This is a genomic window from Streptomyces sp. RLA131 (assembly GCF_056270125.1).
The window spans coordinates 1,379,187-1,399,123 of the sequence record NZ_JBWDOQ010000002.1 but is presented as its reverse complement, the minus strand read 5'-3'; the positions used below and the strand labels follow the sequence as shown (position 1 = coordinate 1,399,123).

17 protein-coding genes and 1 pseudogene are annotated in these 19,937 nt (G+C 72.0%); 17 read left to right on the top strand and 1 reads right to left on the bottom strand.

The window, feature by feature from the left end; translation table 11 throughout:
- Positions 1-117: 117 nt before the first annotated feature.
- The 3 genes and pseudogenes from RWE79_RS07300 to nusB all read left to right on the top strand — a co-directional run bounded on the left by RWE79_RS07300 (position 118) and on the right by nusB (position 2,284).
- Positions 118-1,234, top strand: a pseudogene (locus RWE79_RS07300) (aminopeptidase P family protein).
- A 52-nt stretch (positions 1,235-1,286) separates the two neighbouring features.
- Positions 1,287-1,853, top strand: coding sequence for an elongation factor P (gene efp / locus RWE79_RS07295; protein WP_475939195.1), 567 nt, complete (start codon positions 1,287-1,289; stop codon positions 1,851-1,853).
- 2 nt (positions 1,854-1,855) lie between these two features.
- A complete protein-coding gene (gene nusB, locus RWE79_RS07290) occupies positions 1,856-2,284 on the top strand; it encodes a transcription antitermination factor NusB (protein ID WP_475939194.1) in 429 nt (142 codons plus the stop codon).
- Positions 2,285-2,447: 163 nt separating this feature from the next.
- Here nusB and bldD read toward each other — a convergent pair whose 3' ends face one another.
- Positions 2,448-2,948, bottom strand: a complete 501-nt coding sequence (gene bldD, locus RWE79_RS07285; protein WP_384643529.1) for a transcriptional regulator BldD — start codon at positions 2,946-2,948, stop codon at positions 2,448-2,450.
- 240 nt (positions 2,949-3,188) lie between these two features.
- Between bldD and pyrR the strand changes: the two genes are divergently transcribed.
- The 14 genes from pyrR (at position 3,189) to RWE79_RS07215 (ending at position 19,778) form a co-directional block, all read left to right on the top strand.
- Complete coding sequence (pyrR, locus tag RWE79_RS07280) at positions 3,189-3,827, top strand: bifunctional pyr operon transcriptional regulator/uracil phosphoribosyltransferase PyrR (RefSeq protein WP_475939193.1); 639 nt, start codon at positions 3,189-3,191, stop codon at positions 3,825-3,827.
- Positions 3,828-3,917: 90 nt separating this feature from the next.
- Entirely contained in the window at positions 3,918-4,901 is a 984-nt protein-coding gene (locus RWE79_RS07275; protein ID WP_475939192.1) for an aspartate carbamoyltransferase catalytic subunit, read from the top strand.
- Positions 4,898-6,190, top strand: coding sequence for a dihydroorotase (locus RWE79_RS07270; RefSeq protein WP_475939191.1), 1,293 nt, complete (start codon positions 4,898-4,900; stop codon positions 6,188-6,190). The genes RWE79_RS07275 and RWE79_RS07270 overlap by 4 nt, the downstream gene beginning before the upstream one ends.
- Positions 6,187-6,753 (top strand): PH-like domain-containing protein, encoded by a 567-nt coding sequence (locus tag RWE79_RS07265; RefSeq protein WP_475939190.1) that lies wholly within the window; start codon positions 6,187-6,189, stop codon positions 6,751-6,753. The genes RWE79_RS07270 and RWE79_RS07265 overlap by 4 nt, the downstream gene beginning before the upstream one ends.
- Entirely contained in the window at positions 6,750-7,883 is a 1,134-nt protein-coding gene (carA, locus tag RWE79_RS07260) for a glutamine-hydrolyzing carbamoyl-phosphate synthase small subunit (RefSeq protein WP_475939189.1), read from the top strand. Before RWE79_RS07265 ends, carA begins: the two co-directional genes overlap by 4 nt.
- Positions 7,876-11,187 carry a carbamoyl-phosphate synthase large subunit gene (carB, locus tag RWE79_RS07255; RefSeq protein WP_475939188.1) on the top strand — a complete coding sequence of 1,104 codons (3,312 nt, stop codon included), beginning with the start codon at positions 7,876-7,878 and terminating at the stop codon, positions 11,185-11,187. The genes carA and carB overlap by 8 nt, the downstream gene beginning before the upstream one ends.
- Positions 11,188-11,398: 211 nt before the next feature.
- Positions 11,399-12,493: a quinone-dependent dihydroorotate dehydrogenase gene (locus RWE79_RS07250; protein ID WP_475939187.1), complete on the top strand. Its 1,095-nt coding sequence runs from the start codon at positions 11,399-11,401 to the stop codon at positions 12,491-12,493.
- Complete coding sequence (gene pyrF / locus RWE79_RS07245; protein WP_475939186.1) at positions 12,490-13,371, top strand: orotidine-5'-phosphate decarboxylase; 882 nt, start codon at positions 12,490-12,492, stop codon at positions 13,369-13,371. Before RWE79_RS07250 ends, pyrF begins: the two co-directional genes overlap by 4 nt.
- Positions 13,372-13,585: 214 nt before the next feature.
- On the top strand, positions 13,586-13,909 hold the full coding sequence (locus tag RWE79_RS07240; protein WP_127358056.1) for an integration host factor: 324 nt from the start codon (positions 13,586-13,588) through the stop codon (positions 13,907-13,909).
- 50 nt (positions 13,910-13,959) lie between these two features.
- Complete coding sequence (gmk, locus tag RWE79_RS07235; protein ID WP_475939185.1) at positions 13,960-14,517, top strand: guanylate kinase; 558 nt, start codon at positions 13,960-13,962, stop codon at positions 14,515-14,517.
- Between the two features lie 59 nt (positions 14,518-14,576).
- Entirely contained in the window at positions 14,577-14,849 is a 273-nt protein-coding gene (gene rpoZ / locus RWE79_RS07230; protein ID WP_003982715.1) for a DNA-directed RNA polymerase subunit omega, read from the top strand.
- A 79-nt stretch (positions 14,850-14,928) separates the two neighbouring features.
- Positions 14,929-16,140: a bifunctional phosphopantothenoylcysteine decarboxylase/phosphopantothenate--cysteine ligase CoaBC gene (gene coaBC, locus RWE79_RS07225; RefSeq protein WP_475939184.1), complete on the top strand. Its 1,212-nt coding sequence runs from the start codon at positions 14,929-14,931 to the stop codon at positions 16,138-16,140.
- Between the two features lie 176 nt (positions 16,141-16,316).
- Positions 16,317-17,525 (top strand): methionine adenosyltransferase, encoded by a 1,209-nt coding sequence (gene metK / locus RWE79_RS07220; RefSeq protein WP_475939183.1) that lies wholly within the window; start codon positions 16,317-16,319, stop codon positions 17,523-17,525.
- Between the two features lie 105 nt (positions 17,526-17,630).
- On the top strand, positions 17,631-19,778 hold the full coding sequence (locus tag RWE79_RS07215; RefSeq protein ID WP_475939182.1) for a primosomal protein N': 2,148 nt from the start codon (positions 17,631-17,633) through the stop codon (positions 19,776-19,778).
- Positions 19,779-19,937: the final 159 nt, after the last annotated feature.

The window sequence follows — 19,937 nt, the reverse complement described above, 5'->3', positions numbered from 1 at the left end:
GGTGCGGGGCCGGCCCGGGCGGCCGCCGGGCCCTGCCCGGGCCCCGCCGCGTCCCGGTGGGCCACCCCCGGACGCGCTCGACGGGCCGGACACCCGGCGGCGACGTACGCTCGCCACATGTCCGAGGTGCACGCCGTTCGCAGGGAACGCCTCCGTGACCGCTGCGCCGCGGCAGGGGCGGAAGCGGCCCTGGTGTCCCGCCCGGCCAACGTCCGTTACCTGACCGGCTGCGCCCCCGCCGACGCGGTGCTGCTGGTCGGTCCTGGCGCGCAGGACGTCCTGGTCCACCGCCGACGGCCCTCCGGCGACCCCGCCGAGGGCCAGGTACCGGACGACGTACGCGCCCTGGTGCTGCCCTCTGCCCTCGCCGGACGCCGACCCGGTGGTGGCCGCCGCCGACCTCGCCCGCGAGCGCGGGGCACGGGCGCTGACCGTCGAGGAACACCATCTGACGATGGCCAGGTACCGGGCGATCGGCTCGGTCGTACCGGGCGTCCGCATCGGTGACCTCGGCGGGGCGGTGGAGCAGCTGCGCCTGGTCAAGGACGAGCAGGAGATCGCCGCGCTGCGCATCGCCGCGGAGATCGCGGACCAGGCCCTCGGCGAGCTGCTGGAGTCGATCCTGGTCGGCCGCACCGAGCGCCACCTCGCCCTGGAACTGGAACGCCGGCTGGTCGACCACGGCGCGGAGGGCCCGGCCTTCCCCACCTCCGTCGGTACCGGCCCGCACTCGGGTGTCGCCCGTCACATGCCCACCGACCGCCGGGTGGAGGAGGGCGACTTCCTCACCGTCTGCCTGGGCGCCCGCTACCGCGGCTACCGCTGCGAGGTGGGCCGTACCTTCGTCATCGGGACCACTCCGGCCGACTGGCAGGTCGAGCTGTACGACCTGGTGTTCGCCGCTCAGCGGGCCGGCCGGGAAGCCCTCGCACCGGGTGTGGCCTGCCGTGATGTCGACCGAGCCACCCGGTCGGCGCTGACCGCCGCGGGGTTCGGCGACGAGCTGGAGGAGAGCACCGGGCACGGCGTCGGTCTGGAGATCGGCGAGGACCCTCGGATGTCGCCCGCGGCCATGGGTAAACTGGACGCTTGCGTGCCGGTCACCGTCGAACCGGGGGTCCATCTTCCGGGCCGCGGCGGTGTCCGCATCGACGACACACTCGTCGTACGCCCCGTGGCGGACGGCGGGCCCGAGCTACTCACCATCACGACCAAGGAGCTGCTCGCCCTGTAAGTGGGCGCGCACGTTTGGTCTCCGAAGCAGCAGTCCAGGAGATTCCGCAACCGTGGCATCCACGAACGACCTCAAGAATGGCCTCGTGCTCAAGCTCGACGGGGGCCAGCTCTGGTCAGTAGTCGAGTTCCAGCACGTCAAGCCCGGCAAGGGCCCCGCCTTCGTCCGTACGAAGCTCAAGCACGTGCTTTCCGGCAAGGTCGTCGACAAGACCTTCAACGCCGGCGTGAAGGTCGAGACGGCCAACGTCGACAAGCGCGGCATGCAGTTCTCCTACAAGGACGGCTCCGACTTCGTGTTCATGGACACGGACACCTACGACCAGATCACGATCACCCCCGAGGTCATCGGCGACGCCGCCAACTACCTCCTGGAGGGCTTCGAGGCCGTCGTCGCGATGTACGAGGGCGCGCCGCTCTACATCGACCTGCCGGCCTCCGTCGAGCTCGTCATCGAGTACACCGAGCCCGGCGTCCAGGGCGACCGCTCCACCGGCGGCTCCAAGCCGGCGCGCCTGGAGACCGGTTACGAGATCGGTGTCCCGCTCTTCATCACCACGGGTGAAAAGGTCAAGGTGGACACCCGTACGGGTGACTACCTCGGCCGGGTGAACAACTAACCGTGGCTGCCCGGAACAAGGCCCGCAAGCGGGCCTTCCAGATCCTGTTCGAGGCGGAGCAGCGAGGAGTCGGCCCCAAGACCGCCATGGCGGACTGGATACGGCTGGCCCGGACCGACGACCGGCAGCCGCCGGTCAGCGAGTACACCATGCAGCTCGTGGAGGGCTACTCCGCCCACGCCGCGCGCATCGACGAGCTGCTGTCCACCTACTCGGTGGGCTGGACGCTCGACCGGATGCCGGTCGTGGACCGCAATGTGCTGCGGCTCGGCGCGTACGAACTGATCTGGGAGGACGAGGTGCCCGACGCCGTCGTCCTCGACGAGGCCGTCCAGCTGGCGAAGGAGTTCTCCACGGACGAGTCCCCGGCCTTCGTGAACGGGCTGCTGGCCCGTCTGAAGGACCTGAAGCCCAGCCTGCGGCGCGAGTAGCCGTGCGGCGGCACCCTGGGCCCGGAACGCACCCGCGTTCCGGGCCCAGGCCGTTCGGGGCCGCCGGCGCGGTCGGGTGGCCCGCACACAGAAAACGCCCGGCGGCGCGGCGTCCGTGAGGACACCGCACCACCGGGCGAACGTTTCTGCAGATTCTGGGGCGTCAGCCTTCTTCGTGCTGGACCGCGCGGCGCGCGTCCGCGTCCAGCACACCCCAGCTGATCAGCTGGTCGGTCAGGACCGACGGCGACTGGTCGTAGATCACGGCGAGGGTGCGCAGGTCGTCCTGGCGGATCGACAGCACCTTGCCGTTGTAGTCGCCACGCTGGCTCTGGATGGTGGCGGCATAGCGCTGCAGCGGGCCGGCCTTGTCCGACGGCACCTGCGAGAGCCGTTCGAGATCGAGGACGAGCTTCGGCGGCGGCTCGGCGGCGCCACCGGGCGCGGAGCCGGGCAGCAGCTCCTGCACGGGAACGCCGTAGAAGTCGGCGAGCTCGGCAAGGCGCTGGACGGTCACCGCACGGTCGCCGCGCTCGTACGAGCCGACGACGACGGCCTTCCAGCGGCCCTGGGACTTCTCCTCGACGCCGTGGAGGGAGAGTCCCTGCTGCGTGCGGATGGCGCGGAGCTTGGCTCCGAGCTGCTTGGCGTAATCGCTGGACATAAGGCTCCCCGGACGGAAACTCGGTTACTCAGTGTGATGTTACGCAGCGTAGTTGGAATCGTCAAGCCGAATGGTCCACACCGGTACCACTGAAGCGTTCGGAATGACAGGTTTACGGCGTTTCGCGTACCCTGTGTGCCGTTGGTGCGAGACCATACGCGGCTACCTGCTACGGTGACGACGTAATTCTGGCGTCCTTTAAGACCCGTCCCGTGAGGCGGGGAAGGAGGTCCATTTCTGATGGCCGAATTCAGTGCAACCAGCTCGACCGGTTCAACAAGTCCGACAGGTTCGACCGGTTCGACGAGTCCGACGAGTCCGACAGGTTCCGTCGGCGCGAACCCGGCCCGCCCCGTCCTGGAGGCGCCGGACATCGCACGGGTCCTGACCCGTATCGCCCACGAGATCGTCGAACGCGCCAAGGGCGCCGACGACGTGGTCCTGCTCGGCATCCCGACGCGCGGCGTCTTCCTCGCCCGCCGGCTCGCCGACAAGCTCGCCGAGATCACCGGACGCAAGGTCCCCGTCGGCTCCCTCGACATCACCATGTACCGCGACGACCTGCGGCTCGGCCCGCCCCGCGCGCTCGCCCGCACCGACATCCCCGGTGACGGGGTGGACGGCCGCCTCGTGGTCCTCGTCGACGACGTGCTCTTCTCCGGCCGCACCATCCGGGCCGCCCTCGACGCGCTGGGCGACATCGGCCGCCCGCGCGCCGTCCAGCTGGCGGTCCTGGTCGACCGCGGCCACCGCGAGCTGCCCATCCGGGCCGACTACGTCGGCAAGAACATCCCGACCTCGCTGCGCGAGACCGTCAAGGTCCAGCTCACCGAGGAGGACGGCCGCGACACCGTCCTGCTCGGCTCCCGCGACCAGTAGCCACGCAACGCCCACCGGGCCCGGGCCGTTCCCCGCGGGCCCTGGCGCGCCCTCGACGTCATCCACACCCTCTTCTCGGAAGCGAACCCGATGAAGCGCCACCTGATCTCGGCCGCAGACCTCACCCGCGACGACGCCATCCTGGTCCTCGACACCGCCGAGGAAATGGCCCGTGTCGCCGACCGCCCCATCAAGAAGCTGCCGACGCTGCGCGGCCGCACGGTCGTCAACCTCTTCTTCGAGGACTCGACCCGCACCCGCATCTCCTTCGAGGCCGCCGCCAAGCGGCTCTCCGCCGACGTCATCAACTTCTCCGCCAAGGGCTCCTCGGTCTCCAAGGGCGAGTCCCTCAAGGACACCGCCCTGACCCTGGAGGCGATGGGCGCCGACGCCGTCGTCATCCGCCACCACACCTCCGGCGCCCCGCACCGCCTGGCCACCTCCGGCTGGATCAACGGCTCCGTGGTCAACGCGGGCGACGGCACCCACGAGCACCCCACCCAGGCCCTGCTGGACGCCTTCACCATGCGCCGGCACCTCGCCCGCACCGGCGGCGACCTCGCCGGCCGCCGGATCACCGTCGTCGGCGACATCCTGCACAGCCGGGTCGCCCGCTCCAATGTGCTGCTGCTGGGCACTCTGGGCGCCGAGGTCACCCTGGTCGCCCCGCCCACCCTGCTGCCGATCGGCGTCGAGCACTGGCCCTGCGAGATCTCGTACGACCTGGACGCGGTGCTCGCCAAGTCCGACGCGGTGATGATGCTCCGCGTCCAGCGCGAGCGGATGAACGCCGCCTTCTTCCCCACCGAGCGCGAGTACGCCCGCCGCTACGGCCTCGACGGCATCCGGATGGCCGCGCTGCCCGAGCACGCCATCGTCATGCACCCCGGCCCGATGAACCGGGGCATGGAGATCACCGCCGAGGTCGCCGACTCGCCGCGCTGCACCGCCGTCGAGCAGGTCAGGAACGGTGTCAGCATCCGCATGGCCGTCCTGTACCTGCTGCTCGGCGGCGCCGCACCCGCCGTTTCCGGCCCCGCCGCCACCCACGCCCGCACCGAGGAGAACCAGTGAGCACCACCAAGACCCTGATCCGCGGCGCGCGGATCCTCGGCGGCGAGCCGCAGGACGTCCTGATCGACGGCGAAACCGTCGCCGCCGTCGGCACCGGACTGGACGCCGCCGGCGCCACCGTCGTCGAGGCCGCGGGCCTGATCCTGCTCCCCGGCCTGGTCGACCTCCACACCCACCTGCGCGAGCCCGGCCGTGAGGACTCCGAGACGGTCCTCACCGGCACCCGCGCCGCCGCCGTCGGCGGATACACCGCCGTGCACGCCATGGCCAACACCTTCCCCGTCGCCGACACCGCGGGCGTCGTCGAGCAGGTCTGGCGGCTCGGCAAGGAGCACGGCTACTGCGACGTACAGCCGGTCGGCGCCGTCACCGTCGGCCTGGAGGGCAAGCAGCTCGCCGAGCTGGGCGCCATGGCCGACTCCGCCGCCGGGGTGCGGGTCTTCTCCGACGACGGCAAGTGCGTGGACGACGCGGTGATCATGCGCCGGGCCCTGGAGTACGTGAAGGCCTTCGACGGCGTCGTCGCGCAGCACGCGCAGGAGCCGCGGCTCACCGAGGGCGCCCAGATGAACGAGGGCGTCGTCTCCGGCGAGCTGGGCCTGACCGGCTGGCCGGCCGTCGCCGAGGAGTCGATCATCGCCCGCGACGTGCTGCTCGCCGCGCACGTCGGCTCCCGGGTGCACATCTGTCATCTGTCGACCGCCGGCTCGGTGGAGATCGTCCGCTGGGCCAAGTCCAAGGGCTGGGACGTCACCGCCGAGGTCACCCCGCACCACCTGCTCCTCACCGACGAGCTGGTGCGCTCCTACAACCCCGTCTACAAGGTCAACCCGCCGCTGCGCACCGAGGCCGACGTCATGGCCCTGCGCCAGGCGCTGGCCGACGGCACCATCGACTGCGTCGCCACCGACCACGCCCCGCACCCGCACGAGGACAAGGACTGCGAGTGGGCCGCCGCGGCCATGGGCATGGTGGGCCTGGAGACCGCGCTGGGTGTCGTCCAGCACACGATGGTCGAGACCGGGCTGCTGGACTGGGCGGGCGTCGCGGACCGGATGTCCTTCCGCCCGGCGGTCATCGGCCGCCTCTCCGGCCACGGCCGTCCCGTCTCGGCTGGTGAGCCCGCCAACCTCACGCTGGTCGATCCGGCATACCGTGGAGTGGTGAATCCCGCGGGTTTCGCCTCCCGCAGCCGCAACACCCCGTACGAGGGCATCGAGCTGCCGGGCCAGGTGATCGCCACCTTCCTGCGGGGCAAGGCGACGGTGATGGACGGGAAGCTCACGTGACACCTCTGGTACTCATCGCCCAGGCGAAGGAATCGGCCCAGGTCACCGACTGGGCGAACCGGGTCGGCTGGGTGGTCGGGCTGCTGCTCTTCGTGGCCCTGCTCTACTGGCTGATGCGCGAGGGCTGGAAGTGGCGCGGCACCCTGCAGGGCGACCTGCCCGAGCTGCCGACCGCCCCCGAGCAGCCCGGCGAGCCCCGGCTTCCCGTGCTCGACGGCCGCTACCACGGCTCCACCACGGCCGGGCAGTGGCTCGACCGCATCGTCGCCCGCGGCCTGGGCACCCGCAGCCGTGCCGAGCTCACGCTCACCGACGCCGGGCTGGCGGTCGTACGCCCCGGTGCCACCGACTTCTTCGTCCCCGCCGCCGCCCTGCGCGAGGCCCGGCTCGACAAGGGCATCGCCGGCAAGGTCCTCACCGAGGGCGGCCTGCTGATCGTCACCTGGGCCCACGGCGACCGGCTGATCGACTCCGGCTTCCGCTCCGACCGGTCCGCCGAGCACCCGGCCTGGGTCGAGGCCATCAACACCCTGCACACCACTACGGAAGGCGCCGCACGATGACGACCTCCACCCAGGGGGCCAAGACTCCCGCCGTACTCGTCCTGGAGGACGGCCGCACCTTCCGCGGCCGCGCCTACGGGGCCGTGGGGGAGACCTTCGGGGAGGCGGTGTTCTCCACCGGCATGACCGGCTACCAGGAGACGCTGACCGACCCCTCCTACCACCGCCAGGTGGTCGTCATGACGGCCCCGCACATCGGCAACACCGGCGTCAACGACGAGGACCCCGAGTCGTCCCGGATCTGGGTCGCCGGCTACGTCGTCCGCGACCCCGCCCGCCTCCCGTCCAACTGGCGCTCGGTGCGCACGCTGGACGAGGAGCTCGTCGCGCAGGGAGTCGTCGGCATCAGCGGCATCGACACCCGCGCGCTCACCCGCCACCTGCGCGAGCGCGGCGCCATGCGCGTCGGCATCTTCTCCGGCGTGCCCCTCGCCGACGAGGAGGCCCTGCTGGAGCGCGTCCGGCAGTCCCCGCAGATGAAGGGCGCCGACCTGTCCGCCGAGGTCGCCACCACCGAGCCCTACGTCGTCCCGGCCATCGGCGAGAAGCGGTTCACCGTCGCCGCCATCGACCTGGGCATCAAGGGCATGACCCCGCACCGGATGGCCGAGCGCGGCATCGAGGTCCATGTGCTGCCCGCCACTGCCAGCGTCGAGGACGTCTACGCGGTCCGGCCCGACGGCGTGTTCCTGTCCAACGGCCCCGGCGACCCGGCCACCGCCGACCTCACCACCCTCCACGGCGTCCTGGAGCGCAGGACCCCGCTGTTCGGGATCTGCTTCGGCAACCAGCTGCTCGGCCGCGCCCTCGGCTTCGGCACGTACAAGCTGAAGTACGGCCACCGCGGCATCAACCAGCCCGTCCAGGACCGCGCCACCGGCAAGGTCGAGGTGACCGCGCACAACCACGGCTTCGCCGTCGACGCCCCGCTCGACGCCGTCTCGGACACCCCCTACGGCCGGGCCGAGGTCTCCCACGTCTGCCTCAACGACAACGTGGTCGAAGGACTCCGGCTGCTCGACCAGCCTGCCTTCAGCGTCCAGTACCACCCCGAAGCCGCGGCCGGCCCGCACGACGCGGCCTACCTGTTCGACCGTTTTGTCTCGCTCCTGGAGGGCCAGCGTGCCTAAGCGCACCGACATCCAGTCCGTCCTGGTCATCGGCTCCGGCCCGATCGTCATCGGCCAGGCCGCCGAGTTCGACTACTCCGGCACCCAGGCCTGCCGGGTGCTCAAGTCCGAGGGCCTGCGGGTCATCCTGGTCAACTCCAACCCCGCCACGATCATGACCGACCCGGAGATCGCCGACGCCACCTATGTCGAGCCGATCACCCCGGAGTACGTCGAGAAGATCATCGCCAAGGAGCGCCCCGACGCCCTGCTGCCCACCCTGGGCGGCCAGACCGCGCTGAACACCGCGATCTCCATGCACGAGCAGGGCGTCCTGGACAAGTACGGTGTCGAGCTCATCGGCGCCAACGTCGAGGCGATCAACAAGGGCGAGGACCGCGACCTGTTCAAGGGCGTCGTCGAGGCCGTACGCGCCAGGATCGGTTACGGCGAGTCCGCCCGCTCGGTGATCTGCCACTCCCTGGACGACGTCCTGGCCGGCGTACGGGAACTGGGCGGCTACCCGGTCGTCGTCCGCCCCTCCTTCACCATGGGCGGCGCCGGCTCGGGCTTCGCGCACGACGAGGAGGAGCTGCGCCGCATCGCCGGGCAGGGCCTGACCCTCTCGCCGACCACCGAGGTGCTCCTGGAGGAGTCCATCCTGGGCTGGAAGGAGTACGAGCTGGAGCTGATGCGCGACAAGCACGACAACGTCGTGGTCGTCTGCTCCATCGAGAACTTCGACCCCATGGGCGTGCACACCGGTGACTCGATCACCGTCGCCCCGGCCATGACCCTCACCGACCGTGAATACCAGCGGCTGCGCGACATCGGCATCGCGATCATCCGCGAGGTCGGCGTCGACACCGGCGGCTGCAACATCCAGTTCGCGATCAACCCCGAAGACGGCCGCGTCATCGTCATCGAGATGAACCCGCGGGTCTCGCGCTCCTCCGCCCTGGCGTCCAAGGCCACCGGCTTCCCGATCGCCAAGATCGCCGCCCGGCTCGCCGTCGGCTACACCCTCGACGAGATCCCCAACGACATCACCGAGAAGACCCCGGCCTCCTTCGAACCGGCGCTGGACTACGTCGTCGTCAAGGTGCCGCGGTTCGCGTTCGAGAAGTTCCCGGCCGCCGACGCGACGCTGACCACCACCATGAAGTCGGTCGGCGAGGCCATGGCCATCGGCCGCAACTTCACCGAGGCCCTCAACAAGGCGCTGCGCTCGCTGGAGAAGAAGGGCAGCCAGTTCGCCTTCACCGGCGCGACCGGTGACAAAACGGAACTGCTGGCCAAGGCCGCGGTCCCGACCGACGGCCGGATCAACACCGTCATGGAGGCCATCCGCGCCGGGGCCACCCCGGACGAGGTCTTCGAGGCCACCAGGATCGACCCCTGGTTCGTCGACCAGCTCTTCCTGATCAAGGAGACCGCCGACGCCCTGGCCGACGCCGACCGGCTCGACCCGGAGCTGCTGGCCGAGGCCAAGCGGCACGGCTTCTCCGACGCCCAGATCGGCGGCATCCGCGGCCTGCGCGAGGACGTGGTGCGCGAGGTGCGGCACGCCCTCGGTGTGCGCCCGGTCTACAAGACGGTCGACACCTGCGCCGCCGAGTTCGCCGCCAACACCCCGTACTTCTACTCCTCCTACGACGAGGAGAGCGAGGTCGCGCCGCGCGAGAAGCCCGCGGTGATCATCCTCGGCTCGGGCCCCAACCGCATCGGCCAGGGCATCGAGTTCGACTACTCCTGCGTCCACGCCTCCTTCGCGCTGTCCGACGCCGGCTACGAGACCGTCATGGTCAACTGCAACCCCGAGACCGTCTCCACCGACTACGACACCTCCGACCGGCTCTACTTCGAGCCGCTCACGCTGGAGGACGTCCTGGAGATCGTCCACGCCGAGACGCTGGCCGGGCCGGTGGCGGGCGTGATCGTCCAGCTCGGCGGCCAGACCCCGCTGGGCCTGGCCCAGGCCCTCAAGGACAACGGCGTCCCCGTCGTGGGCACCTCCCCGGAGGCCATCCACCTCGCCGAGGACCGCGGCGCCTTCGGCCGTGTGCTGAGCAAGGCCGGCCTGCCCGCCCCCAAGCACGGCACCGCCACCACCTTCGACGAGGCCAAGGCCATCGCCGACGAGATCGGCTACCCGGTGCTCGTACGGCCCAGCTACGTCCTCGGCGGCCGCGGCATGGAGATCGTCTACGAGGAGGCCCGGCTCGCCTCGTACATCGCCGAGTCCACCGAGATCAGCCCCGACCGCCCGGTCCTGGTGGACCGCTTCCTCGACGACGCCATCGAGATCGACGTCGACGCCCTCTACGACGGCCACGAGCTCTACCTCGGCGGCGTCATGGAGCACATCGAGGAAGCCGGCATCCACTCCGGCGACTCCGCCTGCGCACTGCCCCCCATCACGCTGGGCGGCCACGACATCAAGCGGCTGCGCACCTCGACGGAGGCCATCGCGGCGGGCGTCGGCGTCCAGGGCCTGATCAACATCCAGTTCGCCCTCGCCGGGGACATCCTGTACGTCCTCGAAGCCAACCCGCGCGCCTCCCGCACGGTCCCCTTCACCTCCAAGGCCACCGCCGTCCCGCTGGCCAAGGCCGCCGCCCGTATCTCGCTCGGCGCGACCATCGCCGAGCTGCGCGCCGAAGGCCTCCTGCCGGCCGACGGCGACGGAGGCACCCTGCCGCTGGACGCGCCGATCTCGGTCAAGGAGGCCGTCCTTCCCTGGGCCCGCTTCCGCGACGTCCAGGGCCGCGGAGTCGACACCATCCTCGGCCCCGAGATGCGCTCCACCGGCGAGGTCATGGGCATCGACACCGTCTTCGGCACCGCCTACGCCAAGTCCCAGGCCGCCGCCTACGGGGCCCTGCCCACCAAGGGCCGCGCCTTCGTCTCGGTCGCCAACCGCGACAAGCGCGCCCTGATCTTCCCCGCCCGGGCCCTGGTCGAGCACGGGTTCGAGCTGCTGGCCACCTCGGGCACGGCGGAGATGCTGCGGCGCAACGGCATCCACGCCACCGTCGTCCGCAAGCTCAGCGAGGGCACCGGCCCGGGCGGCGAGCCCACGATCGTGCAGCTCGTGCACAACGGTGACGTCGACCTCATCGTCAACACCCCCTTCGGCACCGGTGGCCGCCTCGACGGCTACGAGATCCGCACCGCGGCCGTCGCCCGCGGAGTCCCGTGCCTGACCACCGTCCAGGCGCTGGCAGCGGCCGTCCAGGGCATCGACGCGCTCAACCGGGGCGACGTCGGGGTGCGGTCCCTGCAGGAGCACGCCGCGCAGCTGAACGCGGGCCGCGAGGCCTGAGCCCCCGTCGCGCCGGGTTGTGCCGCCCGTTCCTCCCCCCGGGGGGAACGGGCCGGCCCGGCCACCGGGCGTCCGCCGCCCGTGAAACCCCGGCCACGGCCGGTGGGGGTGCGTGTCCGCCGCCGGGCGCGGGCAGGCCGGCCGGCCCGCGCCGCCCCGGGCGAGCGGCGGCCCACCCCCGACCCACCGGCAGGGAAAGGCAGAACACCTGATGTACCCGCTTGTCTTCAAGCTGATCCTCCGCCGGCTCGACCCCGAGCGGGCCCACCACCTCGCCTTCGGCTGGATCCGGCTCGCCGCCCGCATCCCCGTGCTGCGCACCTTCGTCGCGGCCGTCCTCGCGCCCCGTTACCCGGCGCTGCGCACCGAGGCCTTCGGGCTGCGCATGCACGGCCCCTTCGGTCTGGCCGCCGGCTTCGACAAGAACGCGGTCGGGATCGACGGCCTGGCCATGCTGGGCTTCGACCACGTCGAGATCGGCACCGTGACCGCGCGGGCCCAGCCCGGCAACCCCCGCAAGCGGCTCTTCCGGCTGGTGCCCGACCGGGCGCTGATCAACCGGATGGGCTTCAACAACGAGGGCTCCGAAGCCGTCGCGGCCCGCCTGGCCGCCCGCAACGCGGTCTTCCGGACCACCGTCGGCGTCAACATCGGCAAAACCAAGATCACCCCGGAGGCGGAAGCCGCCGCCGACTACGCCGCCTCGGCCGAGCGGCTGGCCCCGTACGCGGACTACCTGGTCGTCAATGTGTCGTCGCCGAACACCCCCGGCCTGCGCGATCTGCAGGCCGTCGACCATCTGCGGCCCCTGCTGACCGCGGTCCGGGCCGCCGCAGGCGAGCTGCCGCTGCTCGTCAAGATCGCCCCCGACCTCGCCGACGAGGACGTGGACGCGGTCGCCGACCTCGCCGTCGAGCTGGGCCTGGACGGCATCATCGCCACCAACACCACCATCGCCCGCGAGGGCCTGGGCCTCACCTCGGACCCCGCGCTGGTCAAGGAGACCGGCGGGCTGTCCGGCGCCCCGCTCAAGGCCCGCTCCCTCGAAGTGCTGAGCCGGCTGTACGCCCGGGTGGGGGACCGGATCACCCTGGTCGGGGTCGGCGGGGTGGAGACCGCCGACGACGTCTGGCAGCGCATCCTCGCCGGTGCCACGCTGGTGCAGGGCTACAGCGCCTTCGTCTACGAGGGCCCCTTCTGGTGCCGTCGCATCCACCGGGACCTGGCCGACCGCCTCGCGCACAGCCCGTACGCCACCCTCGCCGACGCCGTCGGTGCCGCCGCCCGCAAGGAGACCGCCGCATGACCTCCGTGAGCCCGGACCACACCGAACCCTTCGGAGCACGGCTGCGCCGCGCCATGGACACCCGCGGACCGCTGTGCGTCGGCATCGACCCGCACGCGTCGCTGCTGTCCTCCTGGGGCCTGGGCGACGACGTCGCCGGACTGGAGCGCTTCACGTACACCGTGGTCGAGGCGCTGGCCGACCGGGTGGCCGTGCTCAAGCCGCAGAGCGCCTTCTTCGAACGGTTCGGTTCGCGCGGCATCGCGGTGCTGGAACGGGCCGTCGCCCAGGCGCGGCAGGCCGGCGCCCTGGTCCTGATGGACGCCAAGAGGGGCGACATCGGCTCGACCATGGCCGCCTATGCCGCGACCTACCTGGACAAGGACTCGCCGCTGTTCTCGGACGCGGTCACCGTGAGTCCCTACCTCGGCTTCGGCTCGCTGCGCCCGGCCCTGGACGCGGCCCGGATCAGCGGGTCGGGGGTCTTCGTGCTGGCCCTGACCTCCAACCCGGAGGGCGCCGAGGTGCAGCGGGCGACGGCGTCCGACGGCTCCGGCAGGTCGCTCGCGCAGGTGATGCTGGACCACATCGCGCGGGAGAACGATGACGCCGCGCACGCCGGGATTGCCGGCCCCGCCCCGCTCGGCTCGGTCGGGGCGGTGGTGGGGGCGACCCTGTCCGAGGCGGGGGTGGACCTCGCGGTGAACGGCCCGCTGCTGGCCCCCGGTATGGGCGCCCAGGGAGCCACCGCCGCCGATCTGCCGAGGATCTTCGGCGACGCCGTGCGCAACGTCCTCCCGAGCTTCAGCCGGGGCGTCCTGCGACACGGACCGTCGGTCGCCGCACTGCGTGAATCGGCCGCCCGGGAGGCTGCAGAAGTGACGGAAGCTGTCAAGTAGGCCCGAAACTAGAGGTGATTTGCCCCAAAAGTCCTGGTCGAGCAAGGCTGACCAGGACTTTTCTTCTTGTTTGCGCTGACTGTGAGCGCTCTGGCCGCTAGTCTCCGACGAGAGCGCGCAGCCAGCGCGTTTCATGTTGCCCTCGCAGGTGGGGGGTGACTAGGTTCCACACCGGTCCGTATCCGACAAGTTCTACATCCGAGGTGACGTAGGCGTGGCTCTTCCGCCCCTTACCCCTGAACAGCGCGCTGCCGCGCTCGAAAAGGCCGCCGCGGCTCGCCGGGAGCGCGCCGAGGTCAAGAATCGGCTCAAGCACTCCGGCGCCTCGCTGCACGAGGTGATCAAGTCGGGCCAGGAGAACGACGTCATCGGCAAGATGAAGGTCTCCGCCCTTCTGGAGTCCCTGCCCGGCGTGGGCAAGGTCCGGGCCAAGCAGATCATGGAGCGGCTCGGCATCTCCGAGAGCCGCCGGGTCCGTGGGCTCGGCTCCAACCAGATCGCCTCCCTGGAGCGCGAGTTCGGCAGTCCGGCTGCCTGACGTGTCCCCAGCGGTCACCGGCACACTCCGGAACCGGGGATAATCGCTTCATGATGGAACGTCCGCGGCTGACCGTGCTCTCCGGCCCTTCGGGGGTCGGCAAGAGCACGGTCGTCGCCCATATGCGCAAAGTCCACCCCGAGGTATGGCTCTCGGTGTCGGCGACCACCCGCAAGCCGCGCCCCGGTGAGAAGCACGGGGTCCAGTACTACTTCGTGGACAACGACGAGTTCGACAAGCTCGTCGCCAACGGGGAACTGCTGGAGTGGGCGGAGTTCGCGGGTAACCGCTACGGCACTCCGCGCGGCGCCGTGCTCGACAAGCTCGACGCCGGTGTGCCGGTCCTGCTGGAGATCGATCTGCAGGGTGCCCGGCTGGTCCGTCAGGCCATGGCCGACGCCCGGCTGGTCTTCCTGGCCCCGCCCGGCTGGGACGAACTGGTCCGCCGGCTCACCGGCCGCGGCACCGAGTCGCCCGAGGTGATCGAGCGGCGGCTGGCGGCGGCGAAGATCGAACTGGCCGCCGAACCGGAGTTCGACACCACCCTGGTCAACACCTCCGTCGAGGACGTAGCACGTGAGCTGCTAGCCTTGATGGGAGTTGTCTGACTCTGATCTTTTCATCCCCCTCGCTCCGCTGGGGGGACCCACTTATCGGAAGGTAGAGCGTGTCCTCTTCCATCACCGCGCCCGAGGGCATCATCAACCCGCCGATCGACGAGCTGCTCGAGGCCACTGACTCGAAGTACAGCCTCGTGATCTACGCGGCCAAGCGTGCGCGTCAGATCAACGCGTACTACTCGCAGCTCGGCGAAGGCCTGCTGGAGTACGTCGGCCCGCTGGTGGACACCCACGTCCACGAGAAGCCGCTCTCGATCGCCCTGCGCGAGATCAACGCGGGTCTGCTGACCTCCGAGGCTGTGGAAGGCCCGGCTCAGTAGTTGTTTTCCGCAGCCCTCTCCGGCGCTGCCCCACGGGCCCGGCCGTCCATCGGCCGGGCCCGTGGTGTGTGATGGACCCATGAAGAAGCCACGGGTCGTTCTGGGGGTCGGCGGCGGCATCGCCGCGTACAAGGCGTGCGAGCTGCTGCGGCGGTTCACCGAGTCGGGGCACGACGTACGGGTGGTACCCACCGAGTCGGCGCTGCGCTTCGTCGGCGAGGCCACCTGGTCGGCGCTGTCCGGCAACCCGGTGACCACCCAGGTGTGGGCCGGCGTCGAGGAGGTCCCGCACGTACGGATCGGGCAGCACGCCGACCTCGTGGTGGTCGCCCCCGCCACCGCCGACCTGCTCGCCAGGGCGGCCCACGGCCTCGCCGACGACCTGCTCACCAACACCCTGCTCACCGCCCGCTGTCCGGTGGTCTTCGCCCCCGCCATGCACACCGAGATGTGGGAGCACCCCGCCACCCAGGACAATGTCGCCACCCTGCGCGGGCGCGGCGCGATCGTGATCGAGCCCGCCGTCGGCCGGCTCACCGGAGTCGACACCGGCAAGGGCCGGCTCCCCGACCCGGCCGCCATCTTCGAGGCCTGCCGCCGCGTCCTGGCCCGGGGCGCCGAGGGTCTCGCCGCCGACCTCACCGGCCGGCACGTCGTCATCAGCGCGGGCGGCACCCGCGAACCCCTCGACCCGGTGCGCTACCTGGGCAACCGCTCCTCCGGCAAGCAGGGGTACGCGCTGGCCCGGGTCGCCCTCGCCCGCGGCGCACGGGTCACCCTGGTCGCCGCCAACACCGACCTGCCCGACCCGGCCGGCGCCGACCTGGTCCGGGTCGGCACCGCCGTACAGCTGCGGGAGGCCGTGCTCAAGGCCGCCGCCGACGCCGACGCGGTGGTGATGGCGGCCGCTGTCGCCGACTTCCGGCCGGTCCACTACGCCGAGGGCAAGATCAAGAAGAAGGACGGCGAGGAGCCGCCGCCGCTGGAGCTGGTCCGTAACCCCGACGTGCTCGCCGAGCTCTCCCACGGCCGGCCGAACCCCCGGCAGATCGTTGTCGGCTTCGCCGCCGAGACCGACGACGTCCTCGCCAACGGCCGTGCCAAGCTCACCCGCAAGGGCTGTGACCTGCTGGTCGTCAACGAGGTCGGCGACCGCAAGGCCTTCGGGGCCGAGGAGAACGAGGCCGTCGTGCTCGCCGCCGACGGCACCGAGACCCCCGTACCGTTCGGCCCGAAGGAGGCTCTGGCGGACGTGCTGTGGGACCTCGTGGCGCGCCGTCTGGGCCGATAGCGGGGTCACGTCATACGGTGAATGGAAGTGTCGCAGGTCACGGCGTTTCCAAGCTTCGAGATGCCGTGTCCATGGATGCGAGCCGGACGATAAACTAGTCAAGGAAACCGCCGGGCGCAGCCCCGCGCGAGCCACCAAATGTTCAGTCAGCAGCCGCTGCAACCCCAGGGAGCGATGTGTCCCGCCGCCTGTTCACCTCGGAGTCCGTCACCGAGGGACACCCCGACAAGATCGCTGACCAGATCAGCGACACGATCCTCGACGCGCTTCTGAAGGAGGACCCCACCTCCCGCGTCGCCGTCGAGACGCTGATCACCACCGGTCTGGTGCACGTCGCCGGAGAGGTCACGACCAAGGGATACGCGGACATCGCGACCCTGGTGCGCAACACGATCCTCGACATCGGTTACGACTCGTCCAAGAAGGGCTTCGACGGGGCCTCCTGCGGCGTCTCGGTCTCCATCGGCGCCCAGTCCCCGGACATCGCGCAGGGTGTCGACACCGCGTACGAGAACCGGGTCGAGGGCGACGAGGACGAGCTGGACCGGCAGGGCGCGGGCGACCAGGGCCTGATGTTCGGCTACGCCTGCGACGAGACGCCCGAGCTGATGCCGCTGCCGATCACGCTGGCGCACCGCCTCTCCAAGCGCCTCACCGAAGTGCGCAAGAACGGGACCATCCCCTACCTGCGCCCCGACGGCAAGACCCAGGTCACCATCGAGTACGACGGTGCCAAGGCGGTCCGTCTGGACACCGTCGTGGTCTCCTCGCAGCACGCCTCGGACATCGACCTGGAGTCCCTGCTGGCCCCGGACATCCGGGAGTTCGTCGTCGAGCCCGAGCTGAAGGCCCTGGTCGAGGAGGGCATCAAGCTCGACACCGACGGCTACCGCCTCCTGGTCAACCCCACCGGGCGCTTCGAGATCGGCGGCCCCATGGGCGACGCCGGCCTCACCGGCCGCAAGATCATCATCGACACCTACGGCGGCATGGCCCGCCACGGCGGCGGCGCCTTCTCCGGCAAGGACCCGTCCAAGGTCGACCGTTCGGCCGCCTACGCCATGCGCTGGGTCGCCAAGAACGTCGTCGCGGCCGGCCTGGCCTCCCGCTGCGAGGTCCAGGTCGCCTACGCCATCGGCAAGGCCGAGCCCGTCGGCCTCTTCGTGGAGACCTTCGGCACCGCCACCGTCGACACCGAGAAGATCGAGGCCGCCATCGGCTCCGTCTTCGACCTCCGCCCGGCCGCCATCATCCGCGACCTGGACCTGCTGCGGCCCATCTACGCCCAGACCGCCGCCTACGGCCACTTCGGCCGCGCGCTGCCGGACTTCACCTGGGAGCGCACCGACCGCGTGGACGCGCTGCGCAGGGCCGTCGGCCTGTAACCCGGCTCGTCGTTTCCCGCCCGGCCCCGGACCTGACCCCAGGTCCGGGGCCGTCGCGCGTCACGCCACCGCCCGTTGTCCGCGCCGTCTGGTAACACTGAGGCTGTGAGCAGCGAGAACCACCCCAGCGAAGCCCCGTCGGAGCAGGCCGGCGGGGGAGAGCAGCTCGCCCTCATACGGGAGACGGTCCGCCAGGCCAAGGAGCCCAGGGCCAAGCCGCGGACCTGGCGCGGGGCGGCACTGGCCGAGGGGCTGCCGGTGGCCCGGGTGCTGGTGGACAAGGGCCTGCTCCACCTGGACCAGTACTTCGACTACGCGGTGCCGGCGGCCATGGACCAGGAGGCGCAGCCGGGCGTGCGGGTGCGGGTGCGGTTCGGCGCGAGGGTGGTCAAGGGGCGCCGCGAGGGCGGCGAGCTGCACGACGGCTTCGTGGTGGCACGGCTCACCGAGAGCGACTACCGGGGACCGCTGGCACCGCTGGCGCAGGTGCTCTCGCCCGAACAGGTACTGACGCCCGCCCTGCTGCGGCTGTGCCGGGCGGTGGCCGACCGCTATGCCGGGGCGCTGGCGGATGTGGTGCAGCTGGCGGTGCCGCCCCGGCGGGCGAAGGCGGAGGCGGAGCCGGTGCGGGCCGCCCCGCCGACGCCCGAGGCCCCGGTGCCGGGGAGCTGGGCGCGGTATCCGACGGGTCCGGCGTTCCTCCAGGCCCTGGCCCGCGGCGACTCGCCCCGGGCGGTGTGGACGGCGCTGCCCGGACCGCAGTGGCCGCAGGAGCTGGCGCGGGCCATGGCGGCGACCCTGGCCTCCGGGCGCGGCGCGCTGGCCGTGGTGCCCGACGGCCGGGCGGCGGCCCGGGTCGACGCGGCACTGACCGCGCTGCTGGGCGAGGGCCGGCATGTGACGCTCACCGCCGACGCCGGGCCCGAGGAACGGTACCGCCGCTGGCTGGCCCTCAGCCGGGGCGCGGTGCGGGCCGTGGTGGGGACCCGGGCCGCGATGTTCGCGCCGGTCGCCGACCTGGGCCTGGTCGCGCTGTGGGACGACGGCGACTCCAGCCACTCCGAGCCGCACGCCCCGCAGCCCCACGCCCGCGAGGTGCTGCTGCTGCGGGCTACCGAGGAACGGGCGGGCTTTCTGCTCGGCGGCTTCACCTGCACCGTCGAGGGCGCCCAGCTGGTCGACACCCGGTGGGCACTGCCCCTGGCCGCCGCCCGGGAGCAGGTACGGGTCGTCGCCCCCCTGATCCGTACCGTCGGTGACCTGGACGAGGCGCGGGACGCGGCGGCGCGGGCGGCACGGCTGCCGAGCCTGGCGTGGCAGGTCACCAAGGAGGCACTGGCCCGCGGCCCGGTGCTGGTGCAGGTGCCGCGCCGCGGATACGTACCGGGGCTGGCCTGCGAGCGGTGCCGGGAGACCGCCCGGTGCGGGGGCTGTTCCGGGCCGCTGGAGCTCAGGGAGGGCGGCGGCGCGCCGACCTGCGGGTGGTGCGGCCGGATCGAGACCGCCTGGCACTGCCACGAGTGCGGCGGGGTCCGGCTGCGCGCGCAGGTCGTGGGAGCGCGGCGCACGGCCGACGAGCTGGGCCGGGCCTTCCCCAAGGTGCCGGTGCGCATGTCGGGGCGGGACGCGGTGCTGGCGTCCGTGCCGGACAGCCCGGCGCTGGTGATCTCAACGCCGGGCGCGGAACCGGTGGCCGAGGGCCCGGGATACGCGGCGGCGCTGCTGCTCGACGGCTGGGCACTGCTCAACCGGCCCGACCTGCGCGCGGGGGAGGAGGCGCTGCGGCGCTGGGCGGGCGCGGCGGCGCTGGTGCGTCCGGCGGGCGAGGGCGGCACGGTCGTCGTGCTGGCCGAGCCGACGCTGCGGCCCGTGCAGGCGCTGGTGCGCTGGGATCCGGCCGGGCACGCGGTGCGCGAGCTGGCCGAGCGCGCCGAGCTGGGCTTTCCCCCGGTGTCCCGGATGGCGGCCGTCGCCGGGCGTCCGGCCGCCGTCGCCGACCTCGTGGCCACCGCCGAACTGCCCGAGGGCACCGACGTGCTGGGCCCGGTGCCGCTTCCGGTGCCGGAACCGGGCCGGCCGCGCCGCGCCGGGGACCCGCCGCCCGGCGAGCAGTGGGAACGCGTGCTGCTCCGGGTACGGCCGGGCAGCGGTGCGGCGCTGGCGGCCGCGCTCAAGGCCGCGCAGACGGCACGCATCGCGCGCAAGGAGGCCGACCCGGTCCGGGTACGGATCGATCCGCCGGACATCGGTTGACCCCGGCTACGTGCGGGCCCGTGCGGGCCGTGCCCACCCGCGCCCACCCGCGCGGGCCCGTGCCGCCGGGCCCGGCCCCGTGCGCCCGAATGCCGCCGCCCCGGCGTCCGGCGTGGCGGGCGGCGGGGCGGGTGCGGCGTGCGGGAGGCGGGAGGCGTA